The 21,602-nt window shown below is 37.5% G+C and carries 19 protein-coding genes; 8 read left to right on the forward strand and 11 right to left on the reverse strand.

Annotated features, from left to right (window positions below):
• The first annotated feature begins 75 nt into the window (after nt 1-75).
• From LC419_RS08260 to LC419_RS08270, 3 genes are all read left to right on the forward strand, one after another.
• Nucleotides 76-579, forward strand: a complete 504-nt coding sequence (locus LC419_RS08260) for a GNAT family N-acetyltransferase (protein ID WP_223606893.1) — start codon at nt 76-78, stop codon at nt 577-579.
• 294 nt (nt 580-873) lie between these two features.
• Nucleotides 874-1,455: an AraC family transcriptional regulator gene (locus LC419_RS08265; protein WP_223606894.1), complete on the forward strand. Its 582-nt coding sequence runs from the start codon at nt 874-876 to the stop codon at nt 1,453-1,455.
• Nucleotides 1,448-1,894, forward strand: coding sequence for a response regulator (locus LC419_RS08270; protein WP_223606895.1), 447 nt, complete (start codon nt 1,448-1,450; stop codon nt 1,892-1,894). Before LC419_RS08265 ends, LC419_RS08270 begins: the two co-directional genes overlap by 8 nt.
• Before the next feature lie 600 nt (nt 1,895-2,494).
• On the opposite strand, the gene recG is transcribed toward LC419_RS08270, so the two are convergent.
• The 9 genes from recG to LC419_RS08315 form a co-directional block, all read right to left on the reverse strand.
• Entirely contained in the window at nt 2,495-4,579 is a 2,085-nt protein-coding gene (gene recG, locus LC419_RS08275) for an ATP-dependent DNA helicase RecG (RefSeq protein WP_223606896.1), read from the reverse strand.
• Nucleotides 4,580-4,696: 117 nt separating this feature from the next.
• A complete protein-coding gene (locus tag LC419_RS08280) occupies nt 4,697-5,230 on the reverse strand; it encodes a thioredoxin fold domain-containing protein (RefSeq protein WP_223606897.1) in 534 nt (177 codons plus the stop codon).
• A 41-nt stretch (nt 5,231-5,271) separates the two neighbouring features.
• Nucleotides 5,272-6,747 (reverse strand): peptide MFS transporter, encoded by a 1,476-nt coding sequence (locus tag LC419_RS08285; RefSeq protein ID WP_223606898.1) that lies wholly within the window; start codon nt 6,745-6,747, stop codon nt 5,272-5,274.
• A 22-nt stretch (nt 6,748-6,769) separates the two neighbouring features.
• Nucleotides 6,770-7,765: a YhcG family protein gene (locus LC419_RS08290; RefSeq protein ID WP_223606899.1), complete on the reverse strand. Its 996-nt coding sequence runs from the start codon at nt 7,763-7,765 to the stop codon at nt 6,770-6,772.
• Between the two features lie 58 nt (nt 7,766-7,823).
• Complete coding sequence (locus LC419_RS08295; protein WP_223606900.1) at nt 7,824-9,578, reverse strand: peptide MFS transporter; 1,755 nt, start codon at nt 9,576-9,578, stop codon at nt 7,824-7,826.
• A gap of 132 nt (nt 9,579-9,710) precedes the next feature.
• Nucleotides 9,711-11,366, reverse strand: a complete 1,656-nt coding sequence (locus tag LC419_RS08300) for a peptide MFS transporter (RefSeq protein ID WP_223606901.1) — start codon at nt 11,364-11,366, stop codon at nt 9,711-9,713.
• A 128-nt stretch (nt 11,367-11,494) separates the two neighbouring features.
• Nucleotides 11,495-12,280, reverse strand: a complete 786-nt coding sequence (locus LC419_RS08305) for a hypothetical protein (RefSeq protein WP_223606902.1) — start codon at nt 12,278-12,280, stop codon at nt 11,495-11,497.
• Nucleotide 12,281: 1 nt separating this feature from the next.
• Nucleotides 12,282-14,411: a S9 family peptidase gene (locus LC419_RS08310; protein ID WP_223606903.1), complete on the reverse strand. Its 2,130-nt coding sequence runs from the start codon at nt 14,409-14,411 to the stop codon at nt 12,282-12,284.
• A 107-nt stretch (nt 14,412-14,518) separates the two neighbouring features.
• Complete coding sequence (locus tag LC419_RS08315; protein ID WP_223606904.1) at nt 14,519-14,707, reverse strand: hypothetical protein; 189 nt, start codon at nt 14,705-14,707, stop codon at nt 14,519-14,521.
• Between the two features lie 132 nt (nt 14,708-14,839).
• Here LC419_RS08315 and LC419_RS08320 point away from each other — a divergent pair, with 132 nt between their 5' ends.
• Both LC419_RS08320 and LC419_RS08325 read left to right on the forward strand, forming a co-directional pair.
• A complete protein-coding gene (locus tag LC419_RS08320; RefSeq protein WP_223606905.1) occupies nt 14,840-15,313 on the forward strand; it encodes a hypothetical protein in 474 nt (157 codons plus the stop codon).
• Between the two features lie 10 nt (nt 15,314-15,323).
• A complete protein-coding gene (locus tag LC419_RS08325) occupies nt 15,324-15,509 on the forward strand; it encodes a DUF6496 domain-containing protein (RefSeq protein WP_223606906.1) in 186 nt (61 codons plus the stop codon).
• A gap of 72 nt (nt 15,510-15,581) precedes the next feature.
• Here LC419_RS08325 and glgP read toward each other — a convergent pair whose 3' ends face one another.
• Entirely contained in the window at nt 15,582-17,237 is a 1,656-nt protein-coding gene (glgP, locus tag LC419_RS08330) for an alpha-glucan family phosphorylase (protein WP_223606907.1), read from the reverse strand.
• A gap of 203 nt (nt 17,238-17,440) precedes the next feature.
• Here glgP and LC419_RS08335 point away from each other — a divergent pair, with 203 nt between their 5' ends.
• Nucleotides 17,441-18,238 carry a hypothetical protein gene (locus LC419_RS08335; RefSeq protein ID WP_223606908.1) on the forward strand — a complete coding sequence of 266 codons (798 nt, stop codon included), beginning with the start codon at nt 17,441-17,443 and terminating at the stop codon, nt 18,236-18,238.
• 171 nt (nt 18,239-18,409) lie between these two features.
• Nucleotides 18,410-20,509 carry a T9SS type B sorting domain-containing protein gene (locus tag LC419_RS08340; RefSeq protein WP_223606909.1) on the forward strand — a complete coding sequence of 700 codons (2,100 nt, stop codon included), beginning with the start codon at nt 18,410-18,412 and terminating at the stop codon, nt 20,507-20,509.
• Between the two features lie 74 nt (nt 20,510-20,583).
• Here the strand turns inward: LC419_RS08340 and LC419_RS08345 are convergent, their stop codons facing one another.
• Nucleotides 20,584-20,919 (reverse strand): nuclear transport factor 2 family protein, encoded by a 336-nt coding sequence (locus LC419_RS08345; protein WP_223606910.1) that lies wholly within the window; start codon nt 20,917-20,919, stop codon nt 20,584-20,586.
• An 82-nt stretch (nt 20,920-21,001) separates the two neighbouring features.
• Here LC419_RS08345 and LC419_RS08350 point away from each other — a divergent pair, with 82 nt between their 5' ends.
• Nucleotides 21,002-21,589 (forward strand): DUF1572 domain-containing protein, encoded by a 588-nt coding sequence (locus tag LC419_RS08350; protein WP_223606911.1) that lies wholly within the window; start codon nt 21,002-21,004, stop codon nt 21,587-21,589.
• Nucleotides 21,590-21,602 lie beyond the last annotated feature (13 nt).

Raw genomic sequence — 21,602 nt, forward strand, 5'->3', positions numbered from 1 at the left:
AGCAAAATTGACCATTAACATTAAAATAATAAGGTGAAAAGTTCCGGCTTTTCACTTTTTTTAATCATAAAAATTATGAAATTAATAGAAGCAACAGAAAAAGACATTCCTCTTATTCAGGATCTGGCGAGAAGATCCTGGGAAAATGCTTATGCAGAAATTCTTTCCGGTGAACAGATGGAGTATATGCTTTCGGAAATGTATTCCGAAGCTGAGATCGGAAGTCATCTTCGGCAGCCGGATTATCATTATTATATGATTCAGGATGAAAGCACGGGTTCTTATGAAGGTTTCATCGGGTATCAGCATCATTATGAAGAGGGAACTACAAAACTTCACCGTATTTATCTGGTTCCTGAAAGCAAAGGAAAAGGTTTTGGAAAAGGGGCACTGCAGTTTTTGAACGGTAAAGTAGCTGAAAACGGTGACCGAAGAATTATTCTGAATGTGAATAAAAATAATGCCGCCCGAAACTTCTACGAGTCACAGGGGTACAGAGTTTATGACGAAGGAATCTTTGATATAGGGCATGGTTATGTAATGGATGACTATCTTATGGAATTTGTAATTCACATATAGTTGACTTAAAATTGTGTAACATTTAATTTTAATTCTATAACGTGTGATGTTTGTTTTTGGTTCATCTTTGTATCAGAACCAAATCACTTTCAATAATACATTCATATGCTTGGTTTTGAGCTACAGTAGCTTTTTATCAGTATATTTTTTTCATCCTTAGTGTTTAAATTCCTGTATTCATAATGCAGGAGTTTTTTGTTTTTATATATTATGTTAAAAATATTTAGTACTATTTCACTTTTAAATGAAATAAATTATTATATTTACTTCGAAATTTGACACACTTATACCAGGATGAAAATGTATGTAAAATTTGATTTCAATGCTCTCTGTAAGAAAGTGTTGGATGAGAAGCTAAAGGAGCACGGGCTGAAATATCGCCTGCTGAACTTCGGCGAAGTGGAATTCTATGAACCCATTACCCAGGAGCAGCATAATCTTTTTAAGAAGAACCTTAAAGATTATGGCATAGAGATTATTGAAAGCCAAAAAACGGCTTTAGTACAGAAAATAAAAGACGCTATTGTAGAACTTGTTTTTTCTGAAAATGCGGTTCCTGTAAAAGCCTCTATTTATATTGCTGAAAAACTGAACCACAGTTACGGATATCTTTCCAATCTTTTTTCGGAGGTTGCCTTTACGTCCATTGAAAATTTCATCATCCTGCAGAAAATTGAGTATGCAAAGGAACTGATATTAAATAATAAACAAAGCCTTACAGAAATTGCTCATAAACTGAATTACTCAAGTGTGGCTCATTTGAGTACGCAGTTCAAAAATACAACCGGGATTACTCCTTCCCAGTTTCAGAAGATTATTACAAAAAGGAGAAAGCTTCAAAGCATGGTTATAAATTCTAAAATGCTGTATGATTAAAGAATATTTGAATGTAATAGCAGCAGACGATGACGAAGGCAATATCATATTCTTTAAAAATATTTTCAAAGGTTTAAAGATAGGCGTAAAGTCCCAGTGTTTTTCAAACGGTGACGATCTTATGAAATATCTAAACAGTTACGGAGCTATTGTTCCAGAAATAGTTTTCATCAAATACGATATTCCCGGGAAAAAATTCATGGAATGTCTGGAAGAAATCAAAGCCGATCCGAAATTCAACAACATTGCTATTGCAGCGTATGCTGACCAGATTTCGGAAGCTGAGATAGAGGAAATCTTTGTCAACGGAGCGAATATTTTTATGAGAAAACCCGAGACTTATGATGGCTTAAAAAAAGCACTGACAGAAATTATTACCATCAACTGGCAGTATCATTCATCAGGGCTCAATAAAGATAATTTTATTATGAAAGTATGATGAATAAAGAGTTTTTAAGTTTTTAATTATGAAATCAGAATTTGTATTTAAAGCATACTATTCACAAATAGGTGAAAATTGTATAACTAATAATTAAAATCATATAAGGAGAAATCCAGTCAATATCAGCAACTTTGTAAAAGTAAACATTGCAACACAAATTAGCTATATAAAAAAGCAGTGGATGGTAGAGAATAGATTATTTCATTAGAAATAAAGATATAAATCACAATGTTAGTTTTAACAAAATGAATTATGTTCATTTCCAACTATAAAGCATAGAAGATCTTTAAACAAAACGGTACAATCATGAAAACTTAAGAAAGTTGAAGGGTATTTATTCGTTTCATTCCCACTTCCTTCAACCTGAACAGTTAGTTTTTATAATAAGCAAGTTGGAAAAATAATTCATTTTGTTTTTTTAATTTATTTTAATAGTCAGAGCTGAAAAAATTCAAATAGTATATAAATATTTTCACACCAAATCACAAGATATTAGTTCTTGCTATTAAAATAAATTTTTTAAACAGACCAAAAGTAATTTCTTCTAAATAACAGTTTTATAAGGGGGCCGCGGAAAGATTTCTTTTCGCGGTTTTTTTATGAAATTTTACTCCACTTATTTTTTCCTTTGTAGTACCTCAGGTAGTAGTTTTTGATGATCAGGTTGTCCGGATTGGCCAGATGCGGATCTGCTTCCAGAATTTTGTCAACCGTATTTTTTGTGGTTTTGATAATAGCGGAATCATTCACCAGATCCAGTCTTTTGAAATCTACAACACCGCTCTGCTGTGTCCCCAGAATATCTCCGGGACCTCTGAGCTGCATATCTACCTCTGAAATTTTGAATCCATCATTTGTTTCCGTCATCGTCTTAATACGGGTTCTGCTTTCCTTGGATAATTTATCAGAAGTCATCAGAATACAATAGCTCTGTTCTGCGCCTCTTCCCACACGGCCGCGCAACTGGTGGAGCTGGGAAAGCCCAAATCTTTCAGAACTTTCAATCACCATTACGGAAGCATTCGGAACATTTACACCTACTTCAATGACGGTGGTCGCCACCATAATCTCCGCTTTTCCCGATGCAAAATAATTCATCGCAGCATCTTTTTCAGTAGGTTTCATTTTTCCGTGAAGCATGGTGGTATTATAGTCGGAGAATGCAGTCATTACATGATCAAGGCCTTCCATCAGGTTTTTATAATCCAATGTTTCAGATTCTTCAATCAATGGATATACAAAGTAGACCTGTCTTCCTTTTTTAATCTCATCCCGGCAGAAATTATACACATAATCTCTGTCTTTTTCACGTCTGTGAGCCGTAATAATCGGTTTTCTTCCTACCGGCATTTCATCGATCACAGAGACATCCAGATCAGAATAAAAGCTCATGGCCAGCGTTCTGGGAATAGGAGTTGCTGTCATCACCAGAATATGCGGCGGAATTTTATTTTTAGCCCATAATTTTGCTCTTTGTGCCACACCAAATCTGTGCTGCTCATCAATAATGGCCAGTCCAAGGTTTTTAAATTTCACTTTGTCTTCCAGAACGGCATGCGTTCCCACCAGTATAGAAAGAGTTCCGTTTTCAAGTTCTTCGTGAATGATCTTTCTTTCCGAAGTTTTGGTGGAACCTGTCAGAAGGCGAACGTTGATATCTGTTGCTTCCAAGAGATCTTTGATGCCGTTGTAATGCTGTTGCGCGAGAATTTCAGTCGGAGCCATCATACAGCTTTGGAAACCGTTGTCCATAGCAATTAACATGGTAAGCAAGGCAACCATTGTTTTTCCGGATCCTACATCACCCTGCAGAAGCCTGTTCATCTGAATAGGCCTTTTCATGTCCAGACGGATTTCCTTTAAAACCCTTTTCTGTGCACCGGTAAGATCAAAAGGAATATGGTGATTGTAAAAATTATTAAAATGATCACCCACAATCGGAAACGGATTTCCAGGGGAATGGCTTTTATGATGAAGCTTTTTCAGGGCAAATCCTAACTGGAAAAAGAAGGACTCTTCAAATTTCAGCCTGTTATCCGCTTTTTCATAATGCTCCATATCCTTTGGGAAATGGATGTTTAAATACGTATGCTGTCTTGATAAAAATTTAAATGCTTTCGTGAGATAATCCGGAAAGTTTTCTTCAACAAGATTGGGGATTTCTTTGCAGATGTTCCTTAAAACCACCTGGAAAAATCTTTGGTTCAGTCCTCTTTTAGTAAGCTTTTCCGAACTTGGATAAATGGGCTTTAAACGATTGTCACCCTCTTTTTTTTCTTCCACTTCTATTTCAGGATGCGGCATCGAAAACTGACGGTTAAAAACATTTATTTTCCCGAAAATATAAACCTCTCTGTTGATCGGCAGCTGCTCTTTCAGCCACTTTGAATACTGGAACCAAACCAGATCCATTGTTCCCGTATCATCATTGAATTTTGCCGAAAGTCTTTTCGTCTTTCCGGTCTGTACCTCCTGTACCTGTGTGATTCTTCCCTTTAGCTGTATTTCAATACTGCTTTCCTCGAGCTGAGAAATTTTAAATACTTTACTTTTATCCAGATACCGGATAGGGTAGAAGTTCAGAAGATCATCAACGGTGGAAAGCCCCAACACACTTTTGATGAGTTTGGCTCTGTCAGGACCAATTCCTTTGACGTATTCTATGGATGTTTCTAAGGTCATTTTAAAAATGAGGCCTAATTTCGGAAAAATAGGCTGAAGATTAAAATTTTTTATTGAAAATATGGGCCGTTAAGATAAAAAAAACGGCTTCCAATTTTTGAAAGCCGCTGTATGATTTTAATCCTTGATTTTAGATTTGAACTTTTTCTGATAATCTTCCCACTGTTCTCTTGAACGGATTTTTTTGAATAGATCTTTAGAAATGAATTCCAGATAAGGTTCAAGTTCTTTTGCAGATAATTCTCCCTGAAGAATGGTGATTGGTCCGCCTTTCTCATCCAGAAACACAGTACTTGGCACAGCGCCTACGTTCATATATTGGGTAAATTCATGTAGAGAATTTTTTCCTTTTTTATGTTCTGTATTATCATTGGAAAATGTTCTACCAAAAACATCAATAGATTGTTTTTCTTCAGCATTAAACTTCACAGGATAGTAGTTTTCATTGATAATCTGGGCAATCACAGCATGACCATATGTTTTTTTGTCCATAATCTTGCATGGGCCACACCAGTCTGCATAAAAATCGATCAGGATTTTTTTTGGATTTTCTTTCTGAGCTTTTAAGGCTTCTTCGATAGTCATCCATTTTACCTGGGCAAAAGTGAAACTTACTAAAAATAGAAGGATTATGCTTATAATTTTTTTCATATTTTGATATTTACGTAAAAATAAGCATAATATAGCTTATTCTATTTTACATCTTGCATTAATTTTCTTACGAACGAGGATAGCAAAATTAGTACCACACCGGCAACTAAGGCGTAGATTCCCAGGGTTTTGTACCCGTCTGTATAGGCGATAAGTTTACTCATGTTGGTATTCCCGGTATTGGCTTCAGATAAACTGGCACCGATTTTTCCGGCGGCAAACTGTCCGAAAGCACTGGCCAGGAACCATAATCCCATCATCATCCCGAACATTTTCTTTGGAGATAATTTTGTAATAATAGACATTCCGATAGGTCCTAAGCACAATTCACCGAAAGTGATGACCAACCAGGTGAACGTAAATAAATTAAGGGAAGACTTTCCGTCTGCGCCTGCGAAATATCTTAAGCTGTAAAACAGGAAGAATCCTCCGGCAAGAAATAAAAATCCAATTCCAAACTTATTAATCGTATTCGGTTCCAGTTTCTTTTTATTCAAAGCAACCCATGCCAGACCAATAAGCGGACTGAAAAGGATGATGAAGAAAGAATTGGCACTGTTGTTAATAATATTCGGATCCATCCCAAAGCCTAACAGATTGTGAACCAGATTGTCTTTTGCAAATAAAGACAGAGATCCTCCACTTTGTTCATAGATTGAATTGAACAGGAAGTACATGAAAATAAAGATGAACGCTGCAACAAGCTTCTTTTGATAAGGCGTTGTCTGTTTCAGTGTTTCTATTATAAAATAACCCACAGCCGCAATACCGATTAAATACATGAAATAATCTGTATAGTCTGTATTTTTAACCATAATGAAAATAAGGGGCATACTTAATAATGCTCCAATATAGACTAATACTTCACGTAAAGTTCTTTTAGATTGTGGAAGTACCTGCAACGGCGAATCTCCAATAGGTCCCAGCGATTTTTTTGTCGCAAAAAAGGTGATTAGACCAAGAAGCATTACAATAGCTGCGGCCAGGAAGCACCACGACCACGAATGATATTTTCCGAGGTAGACACAAAGAGCCCCTCCTAAAAGTCCGCCAATATTAATTCCGGCATAGAAAAGTCCGTATCCTGCATCTCTTCTCGGATCATCTTCTTTGTAAAGTTCTCCTACCATGGAAGAGATATTGGGTTTGAAAAATCCTGTCCCGATAATTGAACAGGTAATCCCGAAATAGAAGAAATCATGCGGAGAAAAAGCAATGATAAGGTTTCCGACCGTCATGATAAGTCCTCCGAATACCAGAGACTTTTTGAATCCAAGAATTTTATCGGCAAAAATTCCGCCTATGAATGTAAAAGCATAGATAAAGGCTTGTATCGCTCCATACTGTAAGTTGGCTTTATCTTCCAGCAAGCCCAGCTGATCCACCATAAAGATAGTCAGAACACCCCGCATTCCGTAAAAACAAAAACGCTCCCACATTTCTACCGTGAACAGCGTCCAAAGCTGTTTAGGATATTTTCCTTTAAAATTTTGTATTTCTTCTAGAGTTAAGCTCATAATCGTATATGATTGATTTTAATTAAGGTTGTTTATTATTGTTTTGATCCAGTTCGAAACGGATTCTGTCCTGGTCTATGATTTCTTTTAATTCTTCTTCTTTTGGAAGGTAGAGGAGATATTTGCTGGCAAAGAGATTGTTTTTGTCATTCAGAACGGAATATTTTACAATGGTCTCATCTTTTTCTGAGCAGAGTAAAATTCCTATCGTCGGATTATCACCTTCTCCACGTTTCAGATCATCATACATTCGTACATACATATCAATCTGCCCGATGTCCTGATGGGAGAGTTCTCCGGTTTTAAGGTCAATAATGACAAAGCATTTCAGAATATAATTGTAAAAAACAAGGTCGATATAAAAATCGGATGTATCTGTAGAAATATGCTGCTGTCTAGCCACAAAAGCAAATCCTTTTCCGAATTCCAGAAGAAACTTCTGAATATGATCAATGATGGCGGTTTCAATTTCTTTTTCAGAAATTTTTTGATCTGGTGTTAAGCCTAAAAATTCAAAAATGTAAGGGTCTTTTAAAACACTGTGTATATTTTCTGAAGGGGATTTTTTATGTTCCAGAACTCTTTCGTAGGCAAGTGAATTGATCTGTCTTTTCAGATCCCGGTAATTCCAGTTATTCTGAACAGCTTCATTGATGTAATAGTTCATTTTATCAGGGTGATCAAGTCTTATAACCAATCTGTAATGGGTCCAGCTCAATTCGTGACGCAATGCGTCATATTTTGGAAATGCCTGATAAAAAGACCGCATATTTCTTAGATTACTCTCATCAAAGCCCTTTCCAAACTCCAGAGAAAGTTTTTTAGAAAGATTTTTTAAAGTTTGCTTTCCGTATTCAGCGCGTTCCTTTCCCTTTTGCTCATCTTCTACGATTAGTTTTCCGATCTGCCAGTACGTAAGCAGTAAAGTAGAATTCGCTATCCGAAACACTTTTTCGCGCGACTGCCTAATAATTTCCTTTACGGATTGAAATAAAGAATCTTCGGAAATTTCCATCATACGAAAATAAAAAAAACCTCTGACTTAGCAGAGGTTTTGTTGTATTTTATTAATGCGGTTATTTTACACCGTGCATCATTTTCTTTAAGATTGGAGAAATCAGACCCAAAATTACAGCTGCAATACCACAAAGTACTACGAATACCATAAAGAATTCGAACAGGTTGTGGATCTCAAATCCTGCAAATGTAGGATTGTGTAAAGGTAACTGAGCTTTCTCAAATGCTGCTGCCTGCTCAGCAGTCAACGTTACTTTTTTATCTAAAACGTCCTGAAGGTTTACGCCTATTTCCTGTGCTTTTGTGAATTTATCACCTGTTGCAGGAATAAGTGCTCCCAGTGAGCCTGCAAGGGCATAACCTGCTGCATTGGAAATAAAGAATACTCCGTATAATAATGAAGCAAATCTTTTTGGAGCCAGTTTTCCTACCAATGAAAGACCGATTGGAGATAGACAAAGCTCACCACAAGTCTGGATGAAATAAAGAAGCATTAACCATTTGATGGCTAATAATCCTGAATTTCCAAGATCTTTTACGTTGTGCGCAATAATGAAGTAAGAAAGAGCGATCAAAGCTAATCCCATTGCTTGTTTGAACGGAGAAACAGGCTCTCTTCCTTTTGTTCTTAATTTATCCCATGTCAAACTGAATGGAACGGCTAACAGAACTACGAAGATACCGTTGAAGATCTGAACCATTGAAGGCGGCATATTCCATCCGAAAATGTTTCTGTCTGTCTGGTTGTCTGCAATAAACGTTAGTGAAGATCCTGCCTGCTCAAAAGCGGCCCAGAAGAAAATGATAAAGAAGGATACAATATAAATTACCCAGATTCTCTGTCTTTCAATCTTGTTTTCTGCAGAACTCATGATCAGGAAAGCAAGTGAAATACCAGCTGCATAGATGAAAGGATAAATAATTCCTTTGATCAGCTGACCCATTTCTACGGCTTTAAATCCGAATTCTCCTACCAGTAAATATCGGAAAGCGAAGAATAAAACAACAAATATAATCCCAGTGATCCCTAAAGATAAACCTGAGAATTTAGCGGTTTGAGTTTCTCCTTCTTCAAAGTCTGCACTTGTATTGTTCTTTGGTAAACCACCGATAGGTCTTCCTTCCGGATTTACCACATATTTATTTTTAAGGATAAAGAATGTTACGGTTCCAATCACCATGGCAATTGAAGCGGCTAAGAATCCCCATTTGAAAGCAAAAATATCTCTTACTCCTGTCGTTGCATCTTTCACATCTCCTACATATGGGCAGATAAACTGTCCAAGGAATGCTCCGATGTTGATCCCCATATAGAAAATAGTAAAAGCAGAATCCAGTTTGGATTTCTCCTGCTTAGGGTAAAGACTTCCCACCATGGAGGAAATATTCGGCTTGAAGAATCCATTACCGAAAATGATAACGAATAACGCCAGCCACATGATCATTTTGGAACTGCCCAGATCGGCAGAGAAAGTAGAGGCACTGATAAACAGTAGAAACTGACCGATAGCCATTAGAGATCCACCGATTAAGATGGCATTTCTGTTTCCGATATATTTATCTGCAATAAATCCTCCCAAAAGAGGGGTTAAATAACATAAAGCTAAAAATCCACCGTAGATAATTGCTGCGTCAGCTTCTTTTATTAATAAGGAATTTACCATGAAGAGCGTCAAAAGGGCTCTCATCCCATAAAAGTTGAAACGCTCCCACATTTCTGTTCCGAAAAGAACCCACAATCCTTTTGGATGCCTTGAATTCTTATTCTCTACAAATTCATCCGGTTTCGGACTTAATGCTTCAATATTATCCATTCTATTGTTAATTTTTGTTAAGACTGACAAATATAGTTTTTTTTGAGTTTTTGGCAAGGTTTTAATTTTATATTTAAATAAAAAAGCTGCAGAGTGATTCTGCAGCTTGATATTCTTTATGATAAACAGGGATTAGTGCCCTTTTTCCTTCATGATCTTGTTTAATCTTTTTAACATAGACAGCCCTAAAAGTGTTGCAAATATTAACAAAGCAAAGTTCACCAGGAAGTAATTCATTTTGTTGTCATAGCTATACCATGTACTCGCCAGGATTCCTGACAGTTTGTTTCCCACCGAGTTGGCCAGGAAGAAACCTCCCATCATCAATGCCGTAATTCTTGCAGGGGAAAGCTTGGATACAAAGGAAAGTCCCATTGGAGAAAGGCATAATTCACCGATGGTAATAACTCCATAACCGGCCACAAGCCAGAGCGGGGAGACTTTTACAGCTCCGTTATCCCCGGCCATAACGGCAAGAACCATCACTAAACATGATAATCCGGAGATGAATAGTCCCAGTACAATTTTTGTAGGCGTCAGCGGTTCTTTTCCTTTTCTTCTCAGTAAAGCCCAGAATCCTACAACCACCGGAGTCAACGCAATTACCCAGAATGGATTGATAGACTGGAATAATTCCGTGTTGTATAAATAGACTTTAGATTCCGGATTTCTTTCCAGAGCTGCACGTTGCTCAGGAGTAATATTTTTGAAATAAATATCTTTTCCTGTTTCTTTAATGCTTTTTCCATCCTTATCTTTTTGAGACTGGAATTGGTTATCGTATACAGGAACTTCTTTGTCTTCATAGCTCTTTCCTTCCACCATATAGATGTCTTCAAGAGGTTTTTCCAGAGAATCGGGAACACTTCTGTCCGTATAATAATTGGCCCATCTTGTAAGTGCCGTACCATTCTGTTTGAAAACCGCCCAAAAGAACATACTGATCAGGAATACGGAAAGCAAAGCTCCGATTGAAGGTTTTTCTTCAGGTTTAGCTTTGAAGTAAAGCGAAGCATAGAAGTAAATGACAGGGACACAGGCAAAAATAAAGGCATCCGTACTGTCGCTTCCGAAGATATTTCCGGGAACAAACCAGCCTATAGCCCCAATCGCAATCGCAGGGACAAAAACCTTCATTAAAATTTCAGAAAGCTTAGTGTCTCCTTCCTCCACAGGTTTCATCTGTGCTGCATGAATATAGTGTTTCCTTCCGATCGTAAAGATCACAAGACCTACCAGCATTCCTACGCCCGCAGTGATGAAAGCTTCACCCCATCCGAATTTATTACGCATGAAAGCCGCAATGATATTACAGATAAACGCCCCGATATTGATTCCCATATAGAAAATATTATATCCGGAGTCTTTATTGGCTTTATATGGCTCTTCAGAATAAAGGTTTCCTAATAATGTAGAAATAGTAGGTTTAAAGAATCCGTTTCCAATAATAATCAATGCTAAAGAACCATAAAAAAGTGGAAGCTCTTTGAATACCCCCATTCCGATATATCCGGCAGCCATCAGAATTCCGCCCAGATAGATAGATTTGATATATCCTAAAACCCTATCAGCCAGAAATCCTCCAAGGAAAGGCGTTAAATAGGTCAAAGCGATGTAGGTTCCGAAAATATCATCAGCTGTTTTATCCGGAAGTCCAAGTCCGCCACTCATTCCGGTAGGTTCAATAACATACAGGACAAAGATTCCAAGAATCAGATAGTACCCGAAACGCTCCCACATTTCTGTGAAAAAGAGAAAGGGCAGGCCTTTAGGATGTTTAGTCTTCATATAATCAAATTTCAAATTTCCCAAAAATAAGTTTTTAATTTCAATTGATAAAATAAATAATACACAGGGAAATGATTAATGAAATAAATAAAAATCCCTTTCAGTATTGAAAGGGATGATATATTCATTTATTTATAAATTTGAGGAGGAGGCACCGGAGCTTGTTGATTTCTTCTAAACTGGTCGGCTTTTGAAAGTCCGTTGATCAGCTTTTCAATTTCTTCTTTATTTTTTATCAGGAGATTACTGTACGTATATCCGGAAATGTGGCAATATCCATAAGCTGTTTGAAAATAGTTGTCCAGAAAATCAAAACGGTCACCGTCTATTTTTCTGGAATAGTACATATGAAACATAGGCAATCCGTTCACGGTTCTGTATTCAGTCTTCTTTAAAGTTGAAATATTGGGCGTATTCAAAACAGATCCGATTGCTTCATTTTTAATTGCTTCAAGATTTTCTTTTTTCGCATTGATGCAATAAAAATAACCGTATAGCTCTGACTCATCAGGTCCTGTAAATTGATATTCAGAAAAGCGAATATCATCACTTTCGTAAGCCTTCCATTTTTTCGTGTCAAGATAAACGCCTCCGTCTGCACGTTCACTGCTCACCAGGGAATCGGCAGATATAGGTTTAGTTAAAAGTTGCTTATTAACAGGAATGTTTTCAAAAGCTTCCCGATCTTTAAGATTAGCATACTTCCATGTCTTATCTTTATATAGAATAAGTTTTGCGCCGTTTTCGGTAATTGCTGTTGTCTCAGAAAGGTTGAATTCATCATTGAGTTTTCTGATTTCCCAATTCCCTTCCGCAAAAACGGCAACTTCCATTTTCTCTTTTGTCATTGCCAATGCCTGCGATTTTGCAAAAGAAGAATACACGAGCATTGACAAAACAAATAGATACTTCATATTATAGGTTTTCTACAATGAAATCCGTCATTTTCTGATACAGTTGCGGTCTTGTCTGTCCGCCATAGATTCCGTGGTTTTTATCCGGATAGGCCATGAAATCAAACTGTTTTTTATTTTGAATTAAAGCTTCAGAGAATTCCATAGAGTTCTGGAAATGTACGTTGTCATCGGCTGTTCCGTGAATTAAAAGGAATTTACCTTTCAACAGTTTTGCATATTCCGTAGGTGAATTTTTGTCATATCCGTCCGGATTTTCCTGAGGCGTTCTCATGAATCGCTCCGTATAAACAGAATCATAGTATCTCCAGTTGGTTACCGGTGCTACAGCAATTCCTGCTTTGAAAACATCTGCACCTTTGGTCATCGCTAAACTGGTCATATATCCACCGAAACTCCATCCGAACATTCCGATTCTCGTTTTGTCAATATAAGACTGGTTTCCGAACCATTTTGCAGCCGTGATCTGATCTTCAATCTCGTATTTTCCTAAATTCATATAGGTTACTTTCTTGAACTTAGTTCCTTTGTAACCTGTTCCACGACCATCTACACAAGCAACAATATAGCCTTTCTGTACCAAATGGTTAAACCATAAAGTATTCCCTGTATCCCATGAATTGGCTACCTGCTGCGATCCCGGTCCGGAATACTGGAACATAAACAGAGGGTATTTTTTATTCGGATCAAAGTTCTTAGGCTTGATGATCCATGCATTCATCTGATCACCCGCATCATTTGGAATGGTGATGAATTCTTTCTCTGAAAAGTTATCAGCCTTTAATTTCTGAAGCTGATCATTGTTATTCTGAAGTTCTTTCACTGTCTTACCGTTTCCGTCTTTTAATATAAACGTATAAGGTTTTGAAGCGGTAGAAGAGGTTTCGATGAAATAGCTGTAGTTTTTGCTGAAATTGGCAGAATTATTTCCTTCTCCATTAGAGATAAGCTGGGATTTTCCGTTTTCAATATTTACTTTGGAAACGACTTTGTTGATGCTTCCTTTTTCAGTGGTCTGAACGTAAATTTCTTTAGATTTTGGATTAAACCCGTAATAGTCGGTTACTTCCCAGTTTCCTTTTGTGATCTGCTTTTTAAGCTTTCCGTCTTTGTCATACCAGTACAGGTGACGGTTTCCATCTCTTTCAGAAGCCCAAAGGAAAGAATCATCCTCAAGGAATTCAAGAGTCGGGCTGTCTGTATCAATCCATTTGTCATCCGTTTCCGTGAATAATTTCTGAATCGCTCCGGTTTTGGTGTTGACCTTTAAGACATCAGAAGCATTCTGAATTCTTTCAGACGTTACAAGAACGATCTCGTCCGGTTTTGCGGTCTGGATAACGTTCGGGATATAATAGTTTTTGAAAGAACTTAAATTCAGAGGCATCGTTTTTCCGGTGTCAAGACGGTACAGCTGTGCAGAAACGATAGAGTTTTTTTCTCCTGCTTTAGGATATTTATAACGCATTTCATCCGGATAAAGTTTTTTCCCGTAGATCGGAATATAGATCTCCGGAACCTGGCTTTCGTCAGATTTTACAAATACCACTGCATCAGAATTCTTGGTCCACTCATAGAGTCTTGCGTGCCCGAATTCTTCCTCATATACCCAGTCTGCAAGACCGTTGATGATGGAATTTTTCTTACCATCATTGGTGATTTGGGTGATTTTTCCTGAACTCAGATCCTGATAAAATAAATTATTTTCTGCGATAAATGCAACTTTGGTAGCATCAGGGGAGAATCTAGGCTCCTGCACTGTTTTGCCTTCATTTAAGCTGATCGTTTTTCCAGATTTCAGATCTTTTACATCAAATTTTCCAAGGAAAGAATGTCTGTAAATCGGCTGGCTCTCTGTCAAAAGAAGAATTTTCGACTCATCATCAGAGAATTCATAGCTCTCAAATTTACCGTCAACAATATTACCTTCTTTTTGTGAAGTTTTGTATGAATACTTCGCGATTCCTGTGGGTTCAATGACCAGGTAATTTTCTCCGTTTTTCATGGATGCAATACCGGCAATGCCTTTTCCACGGTAATACCCTGAGTATATTTTATCTAAAGTGATTTCCTGTGCCGATACATTATGGAATGCCACAGCCACAGTAAGAGTTAAGAGTAATTTTTTCATTTCTAATTTTAATGATTCCAAATTTAATAATTCTTAGTCAGATAACCATATAAAAGAAAAACAGAACCGTGAGATCCTGTTTTTGTTGTTATTTTTATAAATTATTCTTAGTCTGGTGGATTCAGTTCTGTAAGACAAACCGGAAGGGTAGGATCACATGGACTATCCATTGCCGGCAATGCATACCACATAATGATTTGACAGGTAACAGGATCCGCACATCTTTTCATCCCGGGACGACCTCCTCCCTGTACTTCTTTTAACTGTTCTCTTGCGATCTTTTTAAGATTTTTCATAATGAAATATTAGTTTTTAAAATTTGAACTTCTAAAGTAGTAAAAAAAATCATACACCGGTGAATTTTTTAAAATTAACAATTTGGCAAAAAAATTGAATGTATATCATTAGAATCAAATTAAATAATAATTATGGAAACGAATGCATACAACCAGAAACTGAATCGCTATGTTTTAGCCGATCAGATTGTTTATACTGGATTTTCAAGTTTTAAGGATGCGGAAGAATGTGCGAATAAAAAAGGCGGGACTTTAGTAGAGGTGAGTTTTAAAGACGGGAATGATAATCCTCAGATCAGTAGTGAAGCAGGATTGATCGAGAAAAAACTTCATTATTATGTATATGCGGGTGATGAGTATAAATTTATCCATTCGTCTGATCCCGGGTTTAGAAAATATGCAGATGAGCTGCAGAAAATAAAAGCCAGCAAAGATAAAACAAGTCCGGATGAACGGTATTTGGCCAGTTTTGAAATTGAAAATATAGAAGATCCGATCATTGTGATCAAGAACGATCATTTTGAATCGGTAACTTCCAGAGAACGCTCAAAATATTTGAAGCACGCTGAAGTTTATGAATTAGGGGTATCCCTGCCAAAATCTTAAATTTTTTATCATGAGCAAAACCAAATATTCAGAAAAAGCTCAGGACAAAGTAGGAAAAGTCATGCACGAATTCAAAGAAGGGAAACTGAAATCCTCTTCCGGAGAAAAAGTGACCGACAGAAAACAGGCAGTAGCCATAGGTATTTCCGAAGCCCGTGAAAATGTTTTAAAAGTACCGAAGAAGAAAAAAGAATAAGTTTCAACCATGAAAAATTCCGTGAAAATGTTTTCACGGAATTTTTTTTGGGTATGTAAATTTTGGATTTGCTTATTTATACAGTATTTTATAGTACTCGTCCGCCATCCGGTCACTGTTAAAGTGCTCCTGGACATCATTCATTGCATTATATTGGATTTTTCTCCACTGATCCGGCTTATCGTAGTAGGTTGGAAGAATTTCGTTTTCAAGGATATCGTACAGCGCATTCAGATCATAGGTATCCTGTTCGTAGATGCTCATATTCATATAATCTGCTTTCGGAACGACAAATGAGTTTTCTCCCGGTTTAGCAAATTCAGGAATCCATCCGTCATCGGTAGAAAGGTTCACAGATCCATTCATTGCAGCTGACATTCCTGACGTTCCGGAAGCTTCTCTCGGTACCCTCGGATTGTTGAGCCAAAGATCAGAACCCTGCTTCATCGATTTACTTAAAGACAGTTCATAGCCCGTAAGAACTGCCATATTTTTATGATTCTTGCTTTCTTCAACCAATGTATTGAAAGTAGAAATCGCAGAATAATCCATCGGGTAAGGTTTCCCAGACCAAATGATCTGTACCGGATATTTCGGGTTATTTAATAATCTGTAAAATCTTTCTTTATCGTGTAAAAGCAAGTCTGCACGTTTGTAACCTGCAAATCTTCTGGCCCATACGATGGTGAAAATATTCGGATTGAACAGGTTCCCCGTTTGATCGGCAACAATGGTGAAAAGTTTCTTCTTCAGGTGTTTTTTACGGTAATCGAAAACAGTTGCATCATTTTCATCTTTAGCGTTGTAAAGAGGTTTATCAGACCAGTATTTGAATTCCTGAGCATTGGTAATTGACGTAATTTCACAGATCCCCGGATATTTGCTCCACATCGCTCTTGAAACTACACCGTGCAGCTGAGAGACACCATTGGCTATTCTTGCCATTTTCAAAGCACATAACGAGTGATTGAAACGGTCGTCATCTGTTCCCTCAATACTTTTTACATCCTGCATGCTGAAGCCTGAGAAATAAGACATATCATAACACAGTTTCAGATTGTGTTTTTCATTTCCTGCCTCTTCAGGAGTGTGGGTAGTGAAAACCAGTTTTTCTTTTACCCTGTTCAGGTCTCCGTTGTATTTTTTCAGAAGGTAGAATGCAGCGGGAAGTCCATGGGCTTCATTAAGATGGTAGACATCTCTTTCTGCGTTCATTTCATCCAGTAATTTGGCGCCTCCTTTTCCAAGCAGAATATATTGAGCCAGCTTTGTAGATTCGTTCGCGTCATATAATTTATGACAGATTGTTTTAGAAACATGATCGTTTTCCGGAACATCTGTGGAAAGGAAAAACATGGGTGCCGTATTGAAAATTTCAGGGTCAAGATACCATACTTTTACCCATACCGGAGCGCTGTGGATCTCGATCTGGAATTTAATTCCGGTATCTTCCAGGAAGCTGTACATTTTTTTTGTCCATACCGGCTGAAGGGTCTGGTCATGGTTTCTGGCCTGATCGTAATAGCCAAACTTCCAGAGAATTCCGATCCCGATAAGATCCTGCTTCAGATTGTATGCACTTCTCATATGAGATCCTGCAAGGAATCCCAAACCTCCCGAATATATTTTTAAAACCTGTTCAATGGCAAATTCCATTGAAAAATAAGCGGCTTTTTTAGAATATTGTGGATTGATGTTGTAAGGTATTTTAAAATTTTTAAAATCCATAGATCACAGTGTTTATATTTAGAGGGCTAAAGGTATTGATTATGAAAATAAACTCTACATTAATTATTTGATAAATTCATATAAAAGTATCTGATGAATAGTTTTTTTACTTACCTTTAATAGGTAAATTTTTGAAAATCAAAAACTTCTAACGGTGAGAACCATTATGGCATGTGTTCTTTGGTCACATAAAAAAATCACCCATGAAAAAGACATTTTCTGATGAAGATTTAATAAAGAATCTGAGCCTATACTACATGAACCGGCATTTGAAAAAAAAGCCGATGGAAAAATATCACCGTAAAATAGACGAATCTCTGCTTCATGACCGCGAAAAATACAGAAAAAAGTCTGAGATTCTCCTGCTTAATTCTTTTATGCATCATTTCCCTGATGTGAAATTTGAAGACCTCACCTGCGAAAGTCCCGACTTTATCGCCAAACTCAACGACAAAAAGATCGGAATAGAATTGACCGAAGTGATCAATCATCTGGAAATGAAAAAGGTAGAAAGTACCTTGAATAAGATGTTCCGTCAGGCAGAAATATTATTAGAACAGGAAGACACCGCGAAGCACCGTGGTGTTTATTTTTTAGAATTCCACCCAAACATCAAGTTTGACAATATAGAAGAACAGGAAGAAAATATCATCAACATTTACAAAAGTATCAAAAAGAATAAACCTGTGGGCTGTGTGAAAGGAATGCGGAAATCTTTTCACCGCAGAAATGTTTTCATTACCCATGAATACAGCATGAATCTTTTTGACGAACTCTGCTCCGAAAAGATCCTGGACCTTATTGATAAGAAAAATGAAAAGTTCCCTTACTACGATACTTCGGTAGATGAATGCTGGCTGGTGATTGTTTCTGATATGAATTCCATAGCCTCGAGATATACCTTTATTCAGGATAAAGAACATTTGCAGGAAGTGAAGAGCCCGTTCCATAAAATTTTCCATTTGGAGAACCTTTGCGGAAATATTACAAGTATAAAATAGTCGCTATTTATTCATATATATCGTAATTATTTTATGTTTTTATTTAAAATAATTTAAGATTTTTAAAAATCCATTGTTTGTGAATAAAATATAGGTATATTTGATGTATGTGTTGTAAATCAATGCATATCATGTGTTTTTCACATTATATTCACCAAAAACTATATATCTATGAAAAAACTTTTACTTCTTATTTTTTTCGGTATATCGCGTGCTTTCTTTGCTCAGGCAGATTGTACTACGGCTCTTGCAGTCTGCGGAAATTCCAATATTACCTACAGCCCTTTCGGGATAGGCGCTGTGAATGAAAATTTAGGAGGATGTCTGTCATCCGGTGAGCATAATTCAATCTGGTACAAAATTACCATTGCCACCAGTGGAACGCTTACTTTTGATCTGGTTCCGAATGATCCCGGAGCAGATTATGACTGGGCAATTTACGGGCCTAATGTTTCCTGCGGAAGTTTGGGATCACCCATCCGTTGTAACGCTGCGACGGTTGTAGGGGTAGGAGCATCCACGGGAATGAATATGACCAGTACGATTATCAGTGCAGCCGGAGGTTCACCCACACCGTATTGTAAGTATATGGATGTTGTGGCAGGTCAGACGTATTATTTATACATCGATAACTGGGTGGATGTCTTTAATCCTACTATAGCTCCTTTTTCTTTAACATGGGGCGGTACCGCAACACTGGCATCTCCGTTTACAGATCCGGCTACACAGCCTTATCCGTTTACCCCTCCGGGAGTTCCTGCGGCGAACCCTGCAGATCCGAGAGAAGTGGTGGTATGCGTTAATCCTGCTGTATTTGATTTCTCTACGCTGACTGCGGGAATTCTGAATGGAAATCCTAATTTTTATGTAAGTTATCATACAAGTCAAAATGATGCATTGACGGGAAATAATGCGATTACGGTTCCCACGCTCGTCAATATGACTTCTATTTATTATTACAGTATTGGTTATACAGATCCAGCCAATCCAAGCAGCCCGCTCAATAAATGTAAGCAGATCGGAACCTTTAAGTTTAAAGATGGTAAGATCACCACGAAAAATGCTACATTGACTCAATGTAACAATAATAATGCAGGCACTGCACTTTATGACCTCACCACAGCAGACGTCTTTGCAGATCCAACGGTAACCAAGAAATATTACAACAGTCTTTCTGATCTGAATGCAGGCATTAATGAAATCACAACTCCGTCAGCATTTATTTCCGCTGAAGCAACGATTTATGTGAAAGTGACTTCCACATTCGGATGTAGCGGCATTGCACAGATCACACTGAAATTCCATCCTGTAGTGACTGTCACGGATGCTACTTTAAGATCCTGTTCTATCGAGAGCAATCCTTCTACGGCGTCTTTCAATCTTACATCTGCACCAGTAACCGGATTAACCGGTGCTGTGAAGAAATACTATCCTTCTGCAACGGATGCAGCGAATCAGACCAATGAAATTTTAACAGGTACAGGCTACATTGCTCCAAGCGGAGTGGTTTATGTGAGGGTTTCCAATGCACAAGGCTGTTATAATATTGCTAAAGTAACACTGGTCGTGATTCCTCCGGTTTATTCAGCCACTCTTAAAGATAAAACCATCTGTGTGGAAGACAAAACAACCTTGGATGCAGGACCCGGATTCAACGGCTACGAATGGAGTACCGGAGCGACAACGCAGGCTATCGCGAATGTTGGAGTGGGAACGTATTGGGTGAAACTTAAAACAGGTGACTGTACCGTAGTGCAGCATGTAAAAGTATATCCTTCCGAACAACCTGTGGTTTCGAATATTGAAATTTCAAATACAACCGTTACGGTATATGTGATAGGAGGAACACCACCTTACAAATACTCTTTGGATAATATCAACTGGCAGGATTCCAATGTTTTTAATAACCTTAAAAGAGGAGATGCGACTATATTCGTAAAAGATTCTTACGATTGCGACCCTATAGACATCAGCATCGTGATACCGAATCTGGTGAACGTCATCACGCCAAACGGCGATGGTTATAATGACGTTATCGATTATTCAGCCTTGGCCAATAAGAAAAACCTCGTGATGAATATTTTCGATCGCTACGGAAATATGATCTTCCAGGTGGATAAGTCTACCGGCTATAAGTGGGACGGAACCATCAGAGGCGGAACAAAAGTGCCTACAGGAAACTATTGGTATTCCGTGGGCTGGAACGAGAATGATAAAATGAGCACACCGATCAAATATTCAGGTTGGATTGTGGTCAAAAACAGAGATTAAGCTTTTTTAATAATAAACTATTGAGGTAAAACCATTTCGAAAGAAGTGGTTTTATTTTTTATCAAAGAACAGTTTTAATTGAAAGCTTTTGTATCCTTAAAATAATCAGAGAGATAAATAATTTTCCCTTCCTCTGAAAAATGAACAACGGTGCAGATATTATTTTCATAAACTCCTTGATTAATCATCGTTCCATAAGACGTCGTCTGGTAGAAATACTTCTGATTTCCCAGAGGGAAAATTTCAAAAACCTGCCATTCAATAGAATCATAACGTCTGAATATCGCTCTGAATAAGGCTAAAATCCTGTTCTTCCCTGAAATTTCTTTGGAAGGAGGAATCCAGATCGTGCTTTCATCAGTGAACCATTTTTCAAGATGTTCAATTTTTAACGAATTAAGATCCTTCATAAAGTCATTTATTTTACACACCATATTGCCGTTTACCTTTATATACGGGAAAATTGCTAACTTGGTTTTTATTTTGAATATCATGAAAGAGCTTTTTGTAAAACGTTTTCAATACTACAAATCCCTCGGGGATAAATCATTCGGACAGCTTTCTGATGAACAGATTTTCTGGCAGTATAATGATGAAAGTAATTCTATTGCTGTTATTGTAAAACATATCGGTGGAAATATGCTGTCAAGATGGACGAATTTCCTGACGGAAGACGGAGAAAAGCCCTGGCGAAACCGGGACGATGAATTTGTCAATACCTTTAAAACCAAACAGGAAGTAATGGATTGCTGGGAAGCAGGCTGGAAATGTCTTTTTGAAGGTCTGGATCAGATTAATGATGACAATTTACATCACACCGTCTATTTAAGAGGTGAAGCCCATTCTGTTTTGGATGCAGTCTGCCGCCAGTTGGCCCATTATCCGTATCACATCGGACAGATCGTTTATATTGCGAAAATGATGAAGAATGATGACTGGAAAACACTTTCCATTGAAAGAAATAAGTCTCAGGAATTTAATAATGAAATGAAAGACCGGTTTTCCAATGAAAATGCAGATTCCAATTCATCACCCGTATGCTTTCAAAACAGCCCTGAAATAAGGGATGAATATAAATAATAGACTGAATCGA

The sequence above is a fragment of the Chryseobacterium sp. OSA05B genome (assembly GCF_019970065.1).
Classification (GTDB): Bacteria; Bacteroidota; Bacteroidia; order Flavobacteriales; family Weeksellaceae; genus Chryseobacterium.